17 protein-coding genes are annotated in these 15,477 nt (G+C 71.1%); 6 read left to right on the top strand and 11 right to left on the bottom strand.

Going from position 1 to position 15,477, the window contains the following annotated elements:
- The first annotated feature begins 204 nt into the window (after positions 1-204).
- Positions 205-642 carry a hypothetical protein gene (locus EDF31_RS12235; protein WP_123292410.1) on the top strand — a complete coding sequence of 146 codons (438 nt, stop codon included), beginning with the start codon at positions 205-207 and terminating at the stop codon, positions 640-642.
- Positions 643-670: 28 nt separating this feature from the next.
- On the opposite strand, the gene EDF31_RS12230 is transcribed toward EDF31_RS12235, so the two are convergent.
- Both EDF31_RS12230 and EDF31_RS12225 read right to left on the bottom strand, forming a co-directional pair.
- Positions 671-1,291, bottom strand: coding sequence for a hypothetical protein (locus EDF31_RS12230; RefSeq protein ID WP_123340324.1), 621 nt, complete (start codon positions 1,289-1,291; stop codon positions 671-673).
- 267 nt (positions 1,292-1,558) lie between these two features.
- Positions 1,559-3,013: an APC family permease gene (locus EDF31_RS12225; protein ID WP_131846300.1), complete on the bottom strand. Its 1,455-nt coding sequence runs from the start codon at positions 3,011-3,013 to the stop codon at positions 1,559-1,561.
- A 98-nt stretch (positions 3,014-3,111) separates the two neighbouring features.
- Between EDF31_RS12225 and EDF31_RS12220 the strand changes: the two genes are divergently transcribed.
- On the top strand, positions 3,112-3,540 hold the full coding sequence (locus EDF31_RS12220) for a hypothetical protein (protein WP_131846299.1): 429 nt from the start codon (positions 3,112-3,114) through the stop codon (positions 3,538-3,540).
- Between the two features lie 22 nt (positions 3,541-3,562).
- Here EDF31_RS12220 and EDF31_RS12215 read toward each other — a convergent pair whose 3' ends face one another.
- Both EDF31_RS12215 and EDF31_RS12210 read right to left on the bottom strand, forming a co-directional pair.
- Entirely contained in the window at positions 3,563-4,183 is a 621-nt protein-coding gene (locus tag EDF31_RS12215) for a uracil-DNA glycosylase (protein ID WP_131846298.1), read from the bottom strand.
- A 1-nt stretch (position 4,184) separates the two neighbouring features.
- Positions 4,185-5,402: a glycosyltransferase gene (locus EDF31_RS12210; protein WP_131846297.1), complete on the bottom strand. Its 1,218-nt coding sequence runs from the start codon at positions 5,400-5,402 to the stop codon at positions 4,185-4,187.
- Positions 5,403-5,478: 76 nt separating this feature from the next.
- Here EDF31_RS12210 and EDF31_RS12205 point away from each other — a divergent pair, with 76 nt between their 5' ends.
- Together EDF31_RS12205 and EDF31_RS12200 are read left to right on the top strand one after the other, a co-directional pair.
- Positions 5,479-5,670, top strand: a complete 192-nt coding sequence (locus tag EDF31_RS12205) for an antitoxin VbhA family protein (RefSeq protein WP_131846296.1) — start codon at positions 5,479-5,481, stop codon at positions 5,668-5,670.
- Positions 5,667-6,266, top strand: a complete 600-nt coding sequence (locus EDF31_RS12200; RefSeq protein ID WP_131846295.1) for a Fic family protein — start codon at positions 5,667-5,669, stop codon at positions 6,264-6,266. The genes EDF31_RS12205 and EDF31_RS12200 overlap by 4 nt, the downstream gene beginning before the upstream one ends.
- Here EDF31_RS12200 and EDF31_RS12195 read toward each other — a convergent pair.
- On the bottom strand, positions 6,248-7,105 hold the full coding sequence (locus EDF31_RS12195; protein ID WP_131846294.1) for a DUF429 domain-containing protein: 858 nt from the start codon (positions 7,103-7,105) through the stop codon (positions 6,248-6,250). The genes EDF31_RS12200 and EDF31_RS12195 overlap by 19 nt on opposite strands.
- 32 nt (positions 7,106-7,137) lie before the next feature.
- Here EDF31_RS12195 and ligD point away from each other — a divergent pair, with 32 nt between their 5' ends.
- Positions 7,138-8,157: a non-homologous end-joining DNA ligase gene (gene ligD / locus EDF31_RS12190; RefSeq protein WP_131846293.1), complete on the top strand. Its 1,020-nt coding sequence runs from the start codon at positions 7,138-7,140 to the stop codon at positions 8,155-8,157.
- Positions 8,158-8,176: 19 nt separating this feature from the next.
- On the opposite strand, the gene EDF31_RS19980 is transcribed toward ligD, so the two are convergent.
- The 3 genes from EDF31_RS19980 to EDF31_RS12185 form a co-directional block, all read right to left on the bottom strand.
- Positions 8,177-8,320: a hypothetical protein gene (locus EDF31_RS19980; protein WP_165901405.1), complete on the bottom strand. Its 144-nt coding sequence runs from the start codon at positions 8,318-8,320 to the stop codon at positions 8,177-8,179.
- Entirely contained in the window at positions 8,317-8,478 is a 162-nt protein-coding gene (locus EDF31_RS19975) for a hypothetical protein (protein WP_159573681.1), read from the bottom strand. Before EDF31_RS19975 ends, EDF31_RS19980 begins: the two co-directional genes overlap by 4 nt.
- 138 nt (positions 8,479-8,616) lie before the next feature.
- Complete coding sequence (locus EDF31_RS12185) at positions 8,617-9,660, bottom strand: ATP-dependent DNA ligase (protein ID WP_131846292.1); 1,044 nt, start codon at positions 9,658-9,660, stop codon at positions 8,617-8,619.
- A 169-nt stretch (positions 9,661-9,829) separates the two neighbouring features.
- Between EDF31_RS12185 and EDF31_RS12180 the strand changes: the two genes are divergently transcribed.
- The gene (locus tag EDF31_RS12180; RefSeq protein WP_165901404.1) at positions 9,830-10,873 is read left to right on the top strand and encodes an MBL fold metallo-hydrolase; all 1,044 of its coding nucleotides are present in this window, start codon (positions 9,830-9,832) and stop codon (positions 10,871-10,873) included.
- Positions 10,874-10,890: 17 nt separating this feature from the next.
- Here EDF31_RS12180 and EDF31_RS12175 read toward each other — a convergent pair whose 3' ends face one another.
- The 3 genes from EDF31_RS12175 to EDF31_RS12165 form a co-directional block, all read right to left on the bottom strand.
- A complete protein-coding gene (locus tag EDF31_RS12175) occupies positions 10,891-11,523 on the bottom strand; it encodes an NAD(P)H-dependent oxidoreductase (protein WP_131846290.1) in 633 nt (210 codons plus the stop codon).
- 161 nt (positions 11,524-11,684) lie between these two features.
- Positions 11,685-13,346 carry a putative Ig domain-containing protein gene (locus EDF31_RS12170; RefSeq protein ID WP_131846289.1) on the bottom strand — a complete coding sequence of 554 codons (1,662 nt, stop codon included), beginning with the start codon at positions 13,344-13,346 and terminating at the stop codon, positions 11,685-11,687.
- Between the two features lie 220 nt (positions 13,347-13,566).
- Positions 13,567-15,399 carry a hypothetical protein gene (locus tag EDF31_RS12165; protein WP_131846288.1) on the bottom strand — a complete coding sequence of 611 codons (1,833 nt, stop codon included), beginning with the start codon at positions 15,397-15,399 and terminating at the stop codon, positions 13,567-13,569.
- Positions 15,400-15,477 lie beyond the last annotated feature (78 nt).

Genomic DNA, 15,477 nt, shown 5'->3' with positions numbered 1-15,477 from the left:
AGCGTGCGGCATGTCGTGGAACCTCGCCGAGCCGGTCGGGTTCGGACTGGAGGCCCGTCCAGCGACCGCGGGGGCATCGGGATCGCCGAAGTCGGACGGCTCGCGGCCTCAAGTCGTCCTCCACAGGTGGCTGCGGCGGCGAGGTTGTCCACAGATGCACACGGCGGCCGTCGGTGGGCGGGCCGGGTTCGCGACGCTGGAGTCATGCCTGACACCGACACCCTCGACCGCCTGATCCGAACCCCTGTCCGTACCGACGACGACGTCGTCCAACTCGTCGCCGCCCTGGTCGACCGCCCGGTGCGCCGGCAGTGCTGGGTGGTGTTCCTCGACGAGCTCGGGATGTCGATCCCGTTCCTGCTGCCCATCGCGGACCTGCCCTACCAACCGGACGAGCACGTCAGTGACTTCGCGTCGTTGATCTCCGAGATCGTCGGACAGCTCGGCGCGGTCGACGTCGTCCTCGCGTGGGAGCGGCCCGGTGTCGACCGCGTGCACCCGGTCGACTGGGAGTGGGTCGACGCGTGCGCCTGCGCCCTCGACGAGCACGCGATCCGGCTGCGCGCGCAGGTCATCGTCCACGACGGCGGTGCCGCGATGGTCGAACTCGACGAGCACGACCAGGACCAGGACGTCGCCTGACCGACGGGCCCGGCGGTCTCGTGCCCGGTCAGCCCTGTGGCGCGGTGTCGGGCACGGTCTCGCCCGTCAGCCCCTCGACGACGGCCTTGGCCGCGGGCCAGGACTTCGCGTAGTGCTCGGGGTCCGAGTTGATCTGCACCGCGTGCGCCATCTGCGTCGGCGTCATCGTCTTCCAGCCGGGGACCTTGACGAGCTTCGCGTAGAACATCGACGCCGCCGTGTACGGGTCCATCCGCTGCTCGTACGTGCCCCAGGCGCCGTTGTCGCGCTGCTGGAACAGGCCGCGGCTGTCCGGTCCCGCGGCGTCGCCGTGGTCCAGGTTCACCAGGCTCGACTCGCCGATCGCCGTCATGACCCCGACGGCCTGGGTGTGCGGCCCGATGCCGACCGCCTTCGCGGCCTGGATCACCGACGCGGCGTTCACCAGGCGGTCCTGGCAGAAGCCCGCGATGGGGCCGGCGGGGACGACCATGCCGCCGACGGTCTTGGAGGCGACCTTCGGGCACGTGGGGGTGGCGTCGGCGGCGCTGGACTTCGCGATGCCGGCGATCGAGTTGACCGCGATCACGACGAGCACCACGACGCCGATCCCGACGACCACGATGCCGGCGCCGAACACCGACGCGAGCGTGATGCCGACACGGCGCATGACGGGACCTCTCGACGGACGGGGCGGGGCAGGCGGAGCACGACGAGCGTACGGGCGCCGCCTGGGAACCGCACCCGCCCGATCGGGGGCCGCTGTGACGCACTGACGGTCCTGGTGCACCGAACACGGGGTTCGTGCACCAGGACCGTCAGCCGCGACGTCAGCGTCGGCGTCGGCGCGACCTGCTCCGACCCCATCCGCCGGCGGACAGGGAGATGAGCGCGATGGCGGCGATGACGGTCGTCCAGATGACGGCGGTCGCGTCCATCAGTCGTCGCGGTGGTCGTGCGGCGGGTGCTGCACCTTCGTCGGCTCGGTGACCAGGCCGGTCGGGGCCTTCTCGGGCTGCTTGCGGCCGTGCGTGAACCAGGTCACCGCCCACAGCACCACGCCGAGGGCCAGCAGTGCACCGGCGATCTGGTACTGCTGCGGGTCGCGGCCGGACGAGAACGGCAGCACGAGCCACAGACACGTGATGATGCCGATGACGGGGATGATCACGCCGGCTCGGAAGTGCTTGTGGTCGACCTTGTCGCGGCGGAGCACGACCACCGTCAGGTTCACGACGGCGAACACGGTGAGCAGCAGGAGCGAGGTCGTGCCACCGAGGACCACCACGATCGGGGAGTCCGGGTCGAGCGAGACCCAGCCGATGAGCAGCAGGGAGATCGCGGTGGTGAAGACGATCGCGTTCGACGGGGTGCGACGAGCGGGGGAGATGCGGGCCAGGAAGCCCGGCAGCACGCCCTGCTTGCTCATGCCGTACAGCAGTCGCGACGCCATCATCATGTTGATCAGGGCGGTGTTGGCCACGGCGAACATCGAGATGAACGGCAGCAGGTCGGCGATCGGGAAGTCCGGGGCGGCGGTCTGCACGACGGTCACGAGCGGGGTCTCGTTGCCGGCGAGCTCACCGATCGGCACGACGGCGACGGCGCAGATCGACACGAGCGTGTAGATCACGGCCGTGATGCCGAGGCCGGTGAGCATCACCTTCGGGAAGATGCGCGAGGGGTCCTTGGTCTCCTCGGCCATGTTCACCGAGTCCTCGAAGCCGACCATCGCGAAGAACGCCAGCGACGTCGCCGTGGAGATCGACATGAGCAGGGTCTTGTCCTCCGGGGTCTCGAACATCACCACCCGCGAGAAGTCCGCGTTGCCGCCTGCGATCGCCCAGAAGCCGATCAGGATCACCATGACGAGACCGGACAGCTCGACCAGGGTGAGGACCACGTTCGTCTTCACGCTCTCACTGACGCCGCGGAAGTTGATCGCCATCACCGCGAGCATGAAGCCCATGGCGATGAGCATCACGACGGCGTTCGGCAACTCGAGGCCGAACCCGACGCCGAGGTTGGCGGCGAACGCCCGCGACGCCGTCGACGCCGAGGTGATGCCGGAACACATCACGATGAAGGTCACGATGAAGGTGATGAAGTGGACGCCGAACGCCTTGTGCACGTAGAGCGCAGCGCCCGCGGTCTGCGGGTACTTCGTGACGAGTTCCAGGTACGAGAACGCCGTCAGCAGGGCGACCGCGAAGGCGATGAGGAAGGGGAGCCACGCTGCTCCTCCGACCTCTGCCGCGACCTGACCGGTGAGCGCGTAGACACCCGTTCCCAGGATGTCGCCGACGATGAACAGCAGCAGGAGCTTGGGACCGATGACCCTGCGGAGCTCGGGCTGCTCCTGCTGTGGTCGGTCCGTCTTGGTGGTGGCCATGCGTCACCCTTGCGCGCGAGACGCCTTGCTGTCTAGTCCCACAGGAAGGTTTCTCGCGATCGCAACACGGTCGCTCGGCGACGGATACTCTCCGGGCCATGGACCACGAGTCGAACACCACCGAAGAGCCCGTCGAGTTCGCCGACTTCAACGCGAAGCTGCTGGTGCTCGACGTCCTCTGCTACGACCTCGACGTCCTCGACCCCTACGACCCGGAGGCTGCCGACGAGACGGACGAGGACCTCGACGTCGACGGCCAGGACGACCGGGCCCGTGAGTACTACGACGACCTGGAACTCCTGCCGTCGCACCTGTCGCTCGTCACGGAGCTCACCGTCGACACCGACCTCGAGGTGCTCCAGGACGTACACCCCGGGTGGGAGGGCTCCGACGACCGCTTCGACCCGCAGAACTGGGACGACGTCCTCGACCTGCCGGCCCTCCGCACCGTGTACGCAGCTGCGCCGCTGCCCGCCCACGTCGCCGAGGCCCTGGCCGCGAAGGGCGTCGAGGTCCGCTCAGCCTGACCGGAGGGACCGGCACGGGGAACTACAGCGAGCGGTCCAACGCTCGGAGCTGCTCGGTGAACTGCTTCGCGCCACCCTGCGCAGGGTGCCGGACGGCGATCGCCTCGATGCCGGCCAACGCGAGCGCACCCTGGGCCTTCCGGCCCACCGCGACCACCCGGACCCGGTCGACGCCACCGAGTGCCTCGAGCAGCGCGAGGGCGACCGATGCTCCCGACCGCACCTCGGCCGGACGGGGTGTGCGGTTCGTCAGCCGGTCCGGGGCGACGAACGGGTGGTGCGGGAAGATCGCCCACGCCACGGGGAGCGGCCCGGCCCAGTCGGACAGTGCCGCCTGCACGACGCGCGATGAGGCCTCCCACGGGGCGGTCGGCTCCGGCGGCACCAGGTAGTCGTCGCCGAACCGGTCCGTCTCGAGCTCGCGCATGCTCGTGAACGGGATGCCGGTGTTCGTCATGCCCCGCCACCCGGGTGCCTCGGCCACGAGCAGGGTGTCCGCCGCCGGCCCGAACTGCTCCAGGTACCGCTGCAGGTTCGATCGCCGCAACCGCCCCTCGGCCGAACCGAGGTCGTAGAGCGCCTCGGCGTCCGCCTCCACCGGCACGGCGTCGAGCGCTGCCCAGAACGCGTCGAACGCCGTCATCTCACGATCCGACCCGCGACCCGCTGCCGAGCACCCGGCGGTACACGTCCTCGAGCCCCGAAGCCGATCGTTCCCAGCTCAGACGCTCCGCGTGCTCGCGCCCGGCCGAGGACAGCGCGGCCGCGTACCCGGAGTCGGTCAGGATCCGCTCGATCTCGGCGGCCCACACCGACGGCTCACGGGACTCGAGCACGACACCCGTCTCACCGTCGACCACGGCCTCACGCAGGCCCCCGGCAGCCGCGGCCACGACCGGCACCCCGGACGCCGAGCCCTCCAGCGCCACGAGCCCGTACGTCTCGGAGTGCGACGGCACCAGCACGGCTGCCGCGCCACGGAACAGGAACGCCAGGTCGGCACGCGACTGCGGCCCGATGAAGGTGACGCGGTCGGCGATGCCACGCGCGGCGGCGAGCCGACGCAGTTCGTCCACGTAGTCACCCGCCTCGCTCGAAGCATCCCCTGCGATGACCAAGGTGGGACGGGCCTCCTGGCTGATGCCCGCGATCGCCTCGATTGCCAGGTCGAGCCCCTTCAACGGCTGCACGCGAGCCGCCGCGACGACGTAGGGCGTGGCGGCCCGGCGCGCACCGGCGGCCGCCGGACGGAAGACCGACCCGTCGACCCCGGGCGGCACGATCCAGATCCGCGCGTCGGCACCGCCGAGCCGCGTCCGGACAGTCGACGCCTCGGCTTCGGACACCACGACGACCGCATCGGACTCACGCGCCAGCTGCTGCTCGCCCGTGATGCGCCCGGCGGACTCTGGCCGCTCACCCTCGGACAACGGCGTCTCGGGGTCGGCGGCGATCGAGTGGAACGACTGCACGTGCGGGATGCCGCGCTGACGGGCGACCGGCAGGGCAGCGGCACCGGAGAACCAGTGGTGCGAGTGCAGGACGTCGAACGGCCCGAGCTGCTCGAGCTCGTGGCGGAACGGCTCGATGAACGCGTCGTGCTCACCCTTCGGCACCGGCTCCGCCGGACCCGCCGACAGGAACCGCAGGCACACACCCGGCACGAGCGACACCGAGTCCGGCTGCGTCGGCGCCGAACGCCGCGTGATGATGTCGACGTGGTGGCCACGATCGGCCAGCGCCTCGGCCTGGTGCCGGACGACGACGTTCATGCCGCCGACCTCGCCCGAGCCGGGTTCGTCTCCGGGGGAGGTGTGCAGCGACACCAGCCCGATGTGCAGGGGTTCGCTCGTCGTGCTCACCGGTCAACCCTAGCCGCGCGTCGGTGCGTCCACCCGGCTCTGGAGCGCAAGGGCTCGACCGCGTAGAATCGGTCTCATGGCCAAGCGAGTCGTTCGAACCGTCAGTGGCGCCGAGCGCGCCAAGCGGTCGCACGCCGTGGCGGCGGTAATCCACTCCGGTCGACTCGAAGGGTTCGAGGACAACCCCGAGTGGATTCAGTACATGAGCCGCTTCGCACGGGGTGAGATCAGCCGCGAGGAGCTCCGGGCCTTCGCACACCGCCGGTGAGTCGACCGGTCGGCGGTTACCACGACGAGAACTTCGTTCTGCGGAACAAGTTCGGAGCGACGAGCAGAGCCGCACTCGCGGCACTCGAAGTGCCTGAGGTGCAAGACCGCGAACTCGACTTGCTGCTCGGCGAGGTCCGCGGTCTCCGCGGTCTTCGACCATCGCAGCGGATTCGACGAATCCACGCCCACCTCTTCCAGGACGTCTACGAGTGGGCTGGCGAGTACCGTCTCGACGGCATCGCGAAGAACCCGGACGAACCTTTCCTGCCTCCCCAACTCATCGCTCCGCGGATGGCCCAGCTCGACGGCGAGTTGGCTGGCGGGGGAGAGATGCTGAAGCGGCCGCTCGACTTCCTCACGGAGCAGTTCGCGACACTCAACTACATCCACCCCTTCATGGAGGGCAACGGTCGAACGCAGCGAGAGTTCTGGCGACAGTACGCCGCTGAGCACGACGTCACGCTCGACTGGCAGCAGGCGACGAAGTCCGAAAACCACTCTGCAGCCCGCCGCTCGATGCTGGGCGATCTCGGTCCACTGCGCGACCTGCTCGCAAAGGTGATCGCTTCAGACGCTCAGCGCGAGCACGACTGACCAATCTGCGGCGGCCTCCGCTGCGACGGGCGCGCAGGCGCCACCACGACCGGCCGGCGGCCCGCCTCGTCCACCGGGTCGGACGGGAGGCCCACATCGCCTCCCAGGATCTGCACGCGTTCGTCCCCGTGCCGCTCCCAGAACGCCGCCGTCCAGGCACACAGGGCACCGTCGAGCAGGTCCTCGCGGTGCTTGTGCGTCGGACCGTGCAGCACTGACGGGTCGGCGAGGCCCGCAGCCAGCGGATGCGAGTCGAGCTGCAACGGCGGGTCGAGCGGGGTCTCGCGCAGGCGCCGGACGAGCTCGTCGAACGCCTCGGCGCGGCGTGCCCGGGCCTCGGCTGCCGGCACCCTGAGGTCCAGGCGCTTGTACCGGGGCCGCTCGACGTCGTACCCGAGCTCCTCCACGCCGACCAGGGTCGTGTACGGGTAGCACTCGAACATCGCCGGCCCGGTCCTGGCGTGCATGGATGCCGTGTCGGACACGTACTCGACGCCCAGTGCGGTGAGCCGGTCGAGCAGGCTGGCGCCGGCGCTCGCCGCGGAGGCCTGGTTCGTCGGGTTCGCCGCCACCTTCCACCGGCCGTAGCGCTGCCCGACCTGCCGTTCGGACTCGCGGATGCCGGTCGGGTTCGTCACGACGAGCGAGGCGTCGACGGCGATGAGCGACCGCGGCCCGAGGTGTTCCGCGACCCAGGTCGTGACGTCGTCGACCCCGCGGGCCCATCCGGCATCGGTGATCGTGCCGTCGGACTCCATCGCGACCAGTCCGGTCTCGTTCGGGGCACGGCTCGCGGTGCCGAGCCCCCACGCCAGGTCCACTCCGAGGTACGCGCTCACTCGTCCATCGTGCACCGAGTACCTTCCGCTGCATGGCGAGCGAAGCGACGACGGTGCGGGTACCCGGGCCCGACGGGGACCGCGAGGTCCGGATCAGCAGTCCCTCGCGCGTGCTCTGGCCGGAGGCCGGGATCACCAAGGCCGACCTCGCCGAGTACCTGGTGACCGTGGGCGACGCCTTCGTCCGGGCCAACGGCGACCGGCCCATCTCGCTGCAGCGGTTCCCCGGCGGCGTCGACGGCGAGCAGTTCTTCTCGAAGAACCCGCCGAAGGGCGCCCCGGTGTACGTGCGGTCGGTCACGGTGACGTACCCGAGCGGCCGGAAGCACCCGCAGCTCGTCATCGACGAGCCGGCCGTCGCGGTGTGGGCCGCGCAGATGAACACCGTGGTCTTCCACCCGTGGGCGTCGCGCGCCGAGGACAGCGACCACCCGGACCAGCTCCGCATCGACCTCGACCCGCAGCCCGGCACGGACTTCTCGGATACGGTGCCCGTGGCGCAGGAACTCCGGAAGGTCCTGGACGAAGCGGGTCTGACGGCGTGGATCAAGACGAGCGGCAACCGCGGTCTGCACGTGTTCGCCCCGATCGCACCCGAGCACGAGTTCCTCGACGTCCGGCACGCCGTGATCGCCGCCGCCCGAGAACTCGAACGGCGGATGCCCGACCTGGTCACGACGGCGTGGTGGAAGGAGGAGCGAGGCCAGCGGGTCTTCGTCGACTTCAACCAGGCGAACCGTGACCGGACGATGGCCGGTGCCTACAGTCCACGGGCTCTCGCGCACGCCTCGGTGTCGACGCCGATCACGTGGGACGAGCTGCCGACCGCGGACCCGACGACCTTCACGATCCGGACCGTCCCCGAACGCTTGGCGACGATCGGCGACCCGTGGCAGGCGATGCACGACGAGCCAGCGAGCATCGCGCCGCTGCTGGCGTGGTGGGAGCGCGACCTGGAGAACGGCGAGGGTGAACTGCCGTTCCCGCCGGACTTCCCGAAGATGCCCGGCGAGCCGCCGCGTGTGCAACCGTCCCGAGCCAAGAAACCCTGAGTCGGGTCAGCGGGGACCGTCAGACGGAGGGCAGGGTGTCCGTCGAGCGGTCGGGGTCGTCGACGCGCGACGTCTGCATCGGCAGCCCGACGCTCGCCGTGTGCAGGCGGGTCAGGCGCGACCAGGTGCCGCGGTGCGCGTCGCTGATGCCGTCGACGATCACGAGCCCAGGCCGATCGTGACGAGTGCGAGCGCGGTGGCGGTCACGCCGGCGATGGCGCTGATGACCGCACTGAGCTGCAGGGTGCGCTGGCGGCGTGCCTCGCGTACCTCGGTGAAGGGGTTCCGCTGCGAGTGGCGGACAAGCGTGCTGGTGCTCATGTCGATCCGCTTTCGGTCCTGGGGCTCCCGGGATGGGTGCCTCGTGGTGCTGATCACCATCGTGGCAGCGTTTCGCTAGTTCGACTAACTACTTTCCTGCGATCACGGGGAAGACGACGAAAAACGGACAACCACGCGTCAGGACAGGACATCCCGCAGGTCGTACGCCGACGGCACCTCGAGCTGGTCGAACCCGCACGACGCCGCGTCGCGGTCCGGACGCCACCGTTCGAACTGCACCGTGTGCCGGAACCGGTCGCCCTCCATCTGGTCGTACCGGACCTCGAGCACGACTTCCGGCGCCAGCCGGACGAACGACGTGTCGCGACCCGACGAGAACCGCGAGCGTTCCCCGTCACCGGTGACGGGCCTCCCGTCCGCATCGCGGAGCACGACGGGCTCGAGCTCGTCGACCAGGGCGAGCCGGCGCTTGTCGGAGAAGGCGGAGACGCCGCCGACCTGGCGGAGCTCACCGTCGTCGCCGTACAGCCCGACGAGCAGCGACCCGACGCCCGAGCCGCTCTTGTGCACGCGGTACCCGATCGCGACGACGTCGGCCGTCCGGTGGTGCTTGATCTTGAGCATGGTCCGCTTGCCCGGTTCGTACGGCTTGGCCCGGCGCTTGGCGACGACGCCGTCGAGTCCGGCGCCCTCGAAGGTGGTGAGCCACTCGCGTGCCTGGTCGACGTCGAGTGTGGTGCGCGTGACGAACAGCGGGTCGGACATGCCGCTCGCGAGCTGTTCCAGCCGGTCACGTCGTTCGTCGAACGGCAGGTCGACCAGCTCGTCGCCGTCCGCTGCGAGCAGGTCGAACGCGACGAACTGCGCGGGCGTCTCGGCGCTGAGCTTCGCGATCCGCGAGGCCGCCGGGTGGATGCGCTGCGACAGTGCCTCCCAGTCGAGGCGCTCGGCTCCGGGCTCGCCCGAGCGAAGGATCACCTCGCCGTCGAGCACCACCGGGTGGTCACGGCCGCCGAACTGCGCGCGGAAGGCCTCGACGAGTTCGGGGAAGTAGCGCGTGAGCGGCTTCGCCCCGCGGCTGCCGATCTCGACGTCGTCGCCGTCGATCGTCACGATGCCGCGGAAGCCGTCCCACTTCGGTTCGTACCGCAGGCCACCGGTCACGCTGTCGGGTTCCGGGACGTCGGCGACGGCCTTGGCCAGCATCGGTGCGATCTCCATGCGTCGTGTCTACTCGGGCGCGGGTGGGGCTTGCGTGGGCGGGGTGTGCGCTTGGTGAGCAGGAATGGTCGGGTCCGGCGCGACGACTCGACCATTTCTGCTCACGAAGTGCGGCCGGGAGGCCCGGATCACCCGGGGCAGGTCGGATCGCGTCAGTAGTGTGGTGCGGGTGACGACCGTGCCCCCGTCGGCAGCGCCGGCTCCGGAACCGATCAGCCCCGTGCAGGCCGCCGCGCTCCGCGACGGCGTCCTGCCGCCCGTCGAACAGATCCGGCCGGGGATCTGGACCTTCGCGGTGCCGTTCCGGTTCGGGGTGCCCGACGCGACCCTGGTCTACGTGGTGGAGGGGTCGGACGGGTCCCTCGCGCTGATCGACCCCGGGTGGTCGGCCGACGACGGGCTCGATGAGGTCCGCGCCGCGCTGTCGGCGATCGGCCGGTCGCTCGACGACGTGTCCCTCGTCGCCGTGACGCACCTGCACGCAGACCACCTCGGTGCCGCCGCCGCGGTGCGTCGAGCGACCGGTGCGCGGGTCGCGATGCACGGGCTCGAGGTCGACGCGCTGGAGCGGGAGCGCACCGACGCGGTGCGGAACGACGCCGACATCGCCACGTGGGGCCTGCCGCCCGAGCTGCACGACGGCGTCGTCGCGGCCTGGGGGAGCGGGCGACGGATCGGGCTCGGCTGGAGCGAGGCGCCCTACGCCGACCTGCTGCTGGCCGACGGCGACGAGCTGCCGATCCCTGGGCGCACCATCCGGACCCTCTGGACGCCCGGGCACACCGCCGGTCACGTGTGCTTCGTCGACGAACCGGACGGGCTGCTCTTCACCGGGGACCACGTGCTGCCGCGGATCAACTCGGGGATCGGCCTCGGTGGTCGGACCGCCACGAACCCGCTCGGCGACTACCTGGCGTCGCTCAGCCGACTCGACGTGTACGCCGGGCTCGAGGTCTGCCCGGGCCACGAGTACCGGTTCGCCGACGTCGTCGCCCGCGCGCAGACGTTGGCTCGACACCGCGAGGAGCGGTCGCGGCACGTCGCCGAAGCACTCGACCTGCTCGACCGGCCCACGCTGTTCGAAGTCGCCGCGCGTGTGCCGTTCAGCGGCGGGATCGAGTCGATGACCGGGTTCCTGCTCGCGAGCGCACTGACGCAGACGGCGTTCCACGCCGAGCTGCTCGGCCGGTCGGACGAGATCCGTCCCGCCTGACCGCTCGCGTCCTGACCTCAGCCGAGGGTCGACGCCAGGCGCTCGATCGTCGTCTTCGCGTCGGCGAGCTCGGCGGACGCGTGCTCGGCGAGCGGGGCGAGGTCGGGCAGCCGGTCGGCCAGGGTCGCACTGACCGTGATCGGGTAGAGCTTCATGCCGAGCGCCGTGCCGAGGATGAGGTGTAGGACCGGCGAGCCGTGGTCCCAGTCCTCGGTCGGGGTGCCGGCGTCGTACGTCGCACCGCGGCTGACCACGGTCACGACCGGACGGCCGGCCAAGGGCTGCACGTCGCCCGCCAGGACCCCGGGGATGTGGATGCGGTCGATCCAGGCCTTGAGCGTCGACGGCACCGTGTAGTTGTACAGCGGCGACCCGACGACCACGACGTCGGCGGCGAGGAGTTCGTCGATGACCTCCTGGCGTAGTGCCTCGGCCTCGGGAGCGACGGACTCGTCCGCGGTGCGGTCCGCTGCCGCCCAGTGCAGCGCCGAGGTCTCGAGGTGGGGGAGCTGGTCGACGTGCAGGTCGCGGCGGACCACCGTGTACTCCGGTCCGCGTGCGCGCCAGGCATCGGCGAACGCGGCGGTCAGCGCGCGCGAACGGGAGTGGGAGAGGTCGGCCGAGGAGTCGATGTGCAGCAGCGTGGGCATGGTGCCCACGCTACCGACGGTGGGACGGAAACGGCCCCGCCGCCCCGGGGAGGCGGACAGGCGGGGCCGAGCCGGGCCTCCCGTCCGTCACGCGGGCACGCGACGGACGGGAGACGACGGGGGACCGTCAGCGCTGGTCGTACGTCAGCGCTGGTCGTCCGTCAGCGCTGTGCGCGGCGACGGCGCAGGGTGCGGGCGCCGATCAGGCCGGCACCGGCGACGAGCAGACCGAGGGCCCAGGGCAGGGCGCCGGTGGCGTCCGAACCCGTGTAGGCGAGCTGGCCGCCACGGTTCGTCGGGGTGACCGGTGCGGCCGCGGGGACCGGGGTGACCGGAGTGGACACACCGGGCACTGTCGGGACCGCGGTCGGCTGGACGTCCACCGCGAACGAGGTGGTGAAGTCACCGGCCGAGACGGACAGGTTGTGGATCGACGCGTGCGGGAACGTGACGTTCACGAGGCCGAAGAAGCCCAGGTCGGGGTCCGGCGCGATGACGTCGCTCGCCACGTCCGAGGTGACGGTCGGGACGATCGACTCCTCGTTCTCGTCGGTGATCTCGTTGCCGAACACGTCGACCAGGCCGCCGGACACGACGAGCGTCCCGCCCTGCTTGATGGTCGGCCGGCCGCCCTCGACCTCGTTGCCGGTGTAGCCGCCCTCACCGTCGCCCGTGATGGTGAACGTGTAGACCTTGCCCTCCGGGTCGATGATCCAGCTGGTCCGGGTGCTCGTGTCGTCCTCGTCCTCGCCGAGGTCGAACGCACCGGCACGGTCGGTCGTGAAGACGATGATGCCGAGCGGCGCGGCGGCCTCGACGGTCAGGTCGACGTACTGCGTGACGGTCTCGGTGCCGCTCGTCGCGGTGACCGCGAAGGTCCAGTCGGACGCTTCCGTCGAGACGCCGCTGAGCTCACCGGTGGAGGCGTCGAACGTGATGCCGTCCGGGAGCTGCTCGTCGGGCTCCGGGACGTACTCGTCACCGTTCTCGTCGTAGTACGTGGTGTCCTCGAGCTCGTCCTCGTCGAACCACGCGAGCGCGTACTTCGGCTCCGGGAAGCCCTGCGCACGGAAGGTGTGCGAGAACGCGTCACCGGCCGTGGTGCTCAGCTCGAGCGGGTGGTCAGCGTGGGCGCCGGCCTTCGTCGGCTTGCCGTCCTCGCCGAGGAAGGCTGGGGTCTGGCTGACGGGCGCGGTCGCGTCGGAGGTCACCGAGGTCGTCTCGGTGGCGCCGGGCAGGGTGCCGGTCACCGTGACGGTGATCGTCTTGCGCACGTCGGTGGGGTCGATGCGGTAGGTCGCGGTCTTCGACAGGACGTTGCGGTCCTGGTCAGCCCAGACGTACTTGTACGAGGAGTCCTCGTCGAAGCCGGTGACGACGGCGCTCAGGAGGGTGCCGACCTTGGCTGCACCGTCGATGGTGACGGTCGCGTCGGCGGCCTTCGTGGTGACGTCCGGGGTCGGCGTCGCGGTCGGAGCCGGGGTCTCGGCGGCCGGAGCCGTCGTCGCGGGGGTGGTCTGCTCGTCGGCCGGGGTGGTCGCGTCGTCGCTCGGGGTGGGGGCCGGGGTCTCCTCGGCGGGTGCCGGGGCCGGGGTCTCCGTGGTCTCGTCCGCGGGGACAGACGGCTCGTCGGTCGGTGCGGGCGTCTCCGTCGCGACGGGGGCCGTTGTCTCGTTCGAGGAGACGGGCTGCGTCGAGTCGGTCGGCTCGACGGCGCTGGCGGCGGTCGCCGACATGATGCCGAGACCGGTGGTCAGACCGACGAGTGCGACGGTGGTGCCGACGGCGCAAGCGCGACGAACGGCGGAGGTGCTGCGGTGCACGGGTTCCCCCCATGTTCAGGTCCGGCTGGGTGGCCGGATCGTAAGAATCTGCCGAGAGTTTCGGCCTGCTCGGATCGTAGTGCGGCTGCGTGGCCGTTCAGGCGTCGGTGACCGGAATGTGACCATGGTTGGGGGTCCGTGCGGAAACCCGCGTCGGACGGGAGGCCCGTGGCGGATCCGCCACGGGCCTCCCGTCCGTCATCCGGTGCGGTGCACCGCGTCAGGCGCGTCGGCGACGCAGGCGGTGGACGAGCAGGCCGCCGCCGGCGGCCAGCAGGCCGAGCGCCCAGGCGAGCGTGCCGGACGTCTCCGCGCCCGTGAACGCGAGGGTGCCGGTACCGGCCGTCGGGGGCGTGGTGCCGACGGTGGCGGCCGCGGGCTGCACGTCCACGTCGAACGAGGTCGAGACGTCACCGAGTGCGACCGTGATCGTGTGCGGCGACGCGTGCGGGAACGCGACGCGGGGCTCCCACGGGCCGTGGGGGAGCAAGACCTCGTCGCTCGACACCGTGCTCGTGACGACGGGCTGTGCGCCGTCCGACTCCTGCGTGCTGTTCCCGAACGCGTCGAGCGCCGTCACACGGATGGCCATCGTCGAGCCCTGGGCCACCGGGACCGCGTCGAACGGGATCGACTCCCCGCTCTCCGCGAAGACCTCGCGCAGCCCCCGGCCGTCGCGGAGCCAGCCCCTGGGGGACCCGATCGTCCCGACGAGCAGGCTGAGTTCCTCGGTGGCGGCCGGACGGATGGACAGGTGGACGTACTGCGTGGCCGCCCGGGAGCCGTTCATCGCCATGACCTGGAAGTCGTACTCACCGGCCACCGTCGGGGCGCCGCTCAGGACCCCGCTCGTGTCACCGACGGCGATCCCGAGCGGCGCGATCGGGGCTTCGTTGCCCGGGACGGGGAACGCGGTCGCGCCGGTCAGCAGCACGTAGTGGAGCTCGCTCGAGGACCCGGTGGCGGTGAAGGTGCGTTCGACCTGCTCGCCCGCGATCGTCTCGATGCGGATCGGGGACTCCGGCGTCGACTGCTCGTCGAACATGATGGTGTCCGGAGCCGCGGGTTCGCCGGTGCCCTCGGCGCCGACCACCACGTCGAACGCCGTGGAGACGCCGCCCTCCGAGACCGTCACGGTCCGGGTACCGGTCCCGCCGAAGGTCACGGTCGTCGAGGAGTCTCCGTCGTTCCACGTGGCCACGTCGGAGTCGTCCGTGCTGGTGACCGTCGACCGCGGGTAGTCGTCGTCACCGCCGGGGGTGGTCCGGTTGCCGTAGGCGTCGACGGCGAGCCCGGCGAGGGTGAGCGGGGTGTCCTCGGCGACGGGGATGTCCGGCACGATGCGGACTCGGCCCTGCCCGGCGGCCTGCTCCCAGATCGTGCCGTCGGCTTCGACCTGCCAGAGGCCGTCGTAGTCCGGCGTCGCGACCCCGAACGTCACGCCCACGGGGGCACCGGGGGAGACGGTGAGCTCCACGTACTCGGTGATCTGGGTCGAGCCGCTCAACGCGACGACCTCGAAGTCGAACGTGCCGGCCTCTGTCGGGGTGCCGCTCAGGACACCGGTCTCCACGTTGACGCTGTACGCCGCTGACGGGGCGTCCTGGATGGCGTAGCCCACGGTGCCGTTGCCGCCGGTGGTCTCGAAGGTGTGCGAGAACGGGGTGCCGGCGGTCGCGGTGAGGACGAGCGGGGCGTCCGCGGTCGACGGCTCCGTGAACGCCAGGTCGCTGCCGTCGTCGGCGGCGGGCGCAGCGGGCAGTGGGGTCTCCGACTCGTCGGCGGGAGCCGGCGTCGGATCGGGAGTCGTGCCTCCCGGCTGCTCGTCGGGGGCGTCGGTCGGGACGGGCGTCTCGGGCGCCTCGGGCGAGGCGGACGCAGCGGGTGTCGCGGCGCTCGTCGCCACCGGTGTCACGGTGCTGGTCGCGGTCGGTTCCTCGGCGGCGACGGCGGTCGTGGCGCCGATGCCGAGGGCCGACGAGGCGGCGACGATGGCGACGGCGGCGCCGATCGCGGCGACGCGACGCGTAGTGGACGTGCAGGGCTGACTCATGGGATCCCCCTCGGATACCGGACGGGGCACCGAGAAGTGCCCTCACCCAGGAGATGTCGTCGATCCCGCGATCCTGAC

The organism is Curtobacterium sp. PhB142, from assembly GCF_004341255.1.
In the GTDB taxonomy this organism is placed as follows: Bacteria; Actinomycetota; Actinomycetes; order Actinomycetales; family Microbacteriaceae; genus Curtobacterium.
Note: the sequence above shows the minus strand (reverse complement) of the source record. Positions and strands in the feature narration are given on the sequence as shown.

What these genes read in the sequence shown, in the direction of transcription:
- EDF31_RS12230 (WP_123340324.1), bottom strand. Translation starts at nt 1,291, where the DNA reads ATGCGCCGTGTCGGCATCACGCTCGCGTCGGTGTTCGGCGCCGGCATC.
- EDF31_RS19975 (WP_159573681.1), bottom strand. Translation starts at nt 8,478, where the DNA reads ATGAGCACCAGCACGCTTGTCCGCCACTCGCAGCGGAACCCCTTCACC.
- EDF31_RS12185 (WP_131846292.1), bottom strand. Translation starts at nt 9,660, where the DNA reads ATGGAGATCGCACCGATGCTGGCCAAGGCCGTCGCCGACGTCCCGGAA.
- EDF31_RS12215 (WP_131846298.1), bottom strand. Translation starts at nt 4,183, where the DNA reads ATGACGGCGTTCGACGCGTTCTGGGCAGCGCTCGACGCCGTGCCGGTG.
- EDF31_RS12175 (WP_131846290.1), bottom strand. Translation starts at nt 11,523, where the DNA reads ATGCCCACGCTGCTGCACATCGACTCCTCGGCCGACCTCTCCCACTCC.
- EDF31_RS12225 (WP_131846300.1), bottom strand. Translation starts at nt 3,013, where the DNA reads ATGGCCACCACCAAGACGGACCGACCACAGCAGGAGCAGCCCGAGCTC.
- EDF31_RS12205 (WP_131846296.1), top strand. Translation starts at nt 5,479, where the DNA reads ATGGCCAAGCGAGTCGTTCGAACCGTCAGTGGCGCCGAGCGCGCCAAG.
- EDF31_RS12165 (WP_131846288.1), bottom strand. Translation starts at nt 15,399, where the DNA reads ATGAGTCAGCCCTGCACGTCCACTACGCGTCGCGTCGCCGCGATCGGC.
- ligD (WP_131846293.1), top strand. Translation starts at nt 7,138, where the DNA reads ATGGCGAGCGAAGCGACGACGGTGCGGGTACCCGGGCCCGACGGGGAC.
- EDF31_RS12235 (WP_123292410.1), top strand. Translation starts at nt 205, where the DNA reads ATGCCTGACACCGACACCCTCGACCGCCTGATCCGAACCCCTGTCCGT.
- EDF31_RS12220 (WP_131846299.1), top strand. Translation starts at nt 3,112, where the DNA reads ATGGACCACGAGTCGAACACCACCGAAGAGCCCGTCGAGTTCGCCGAC.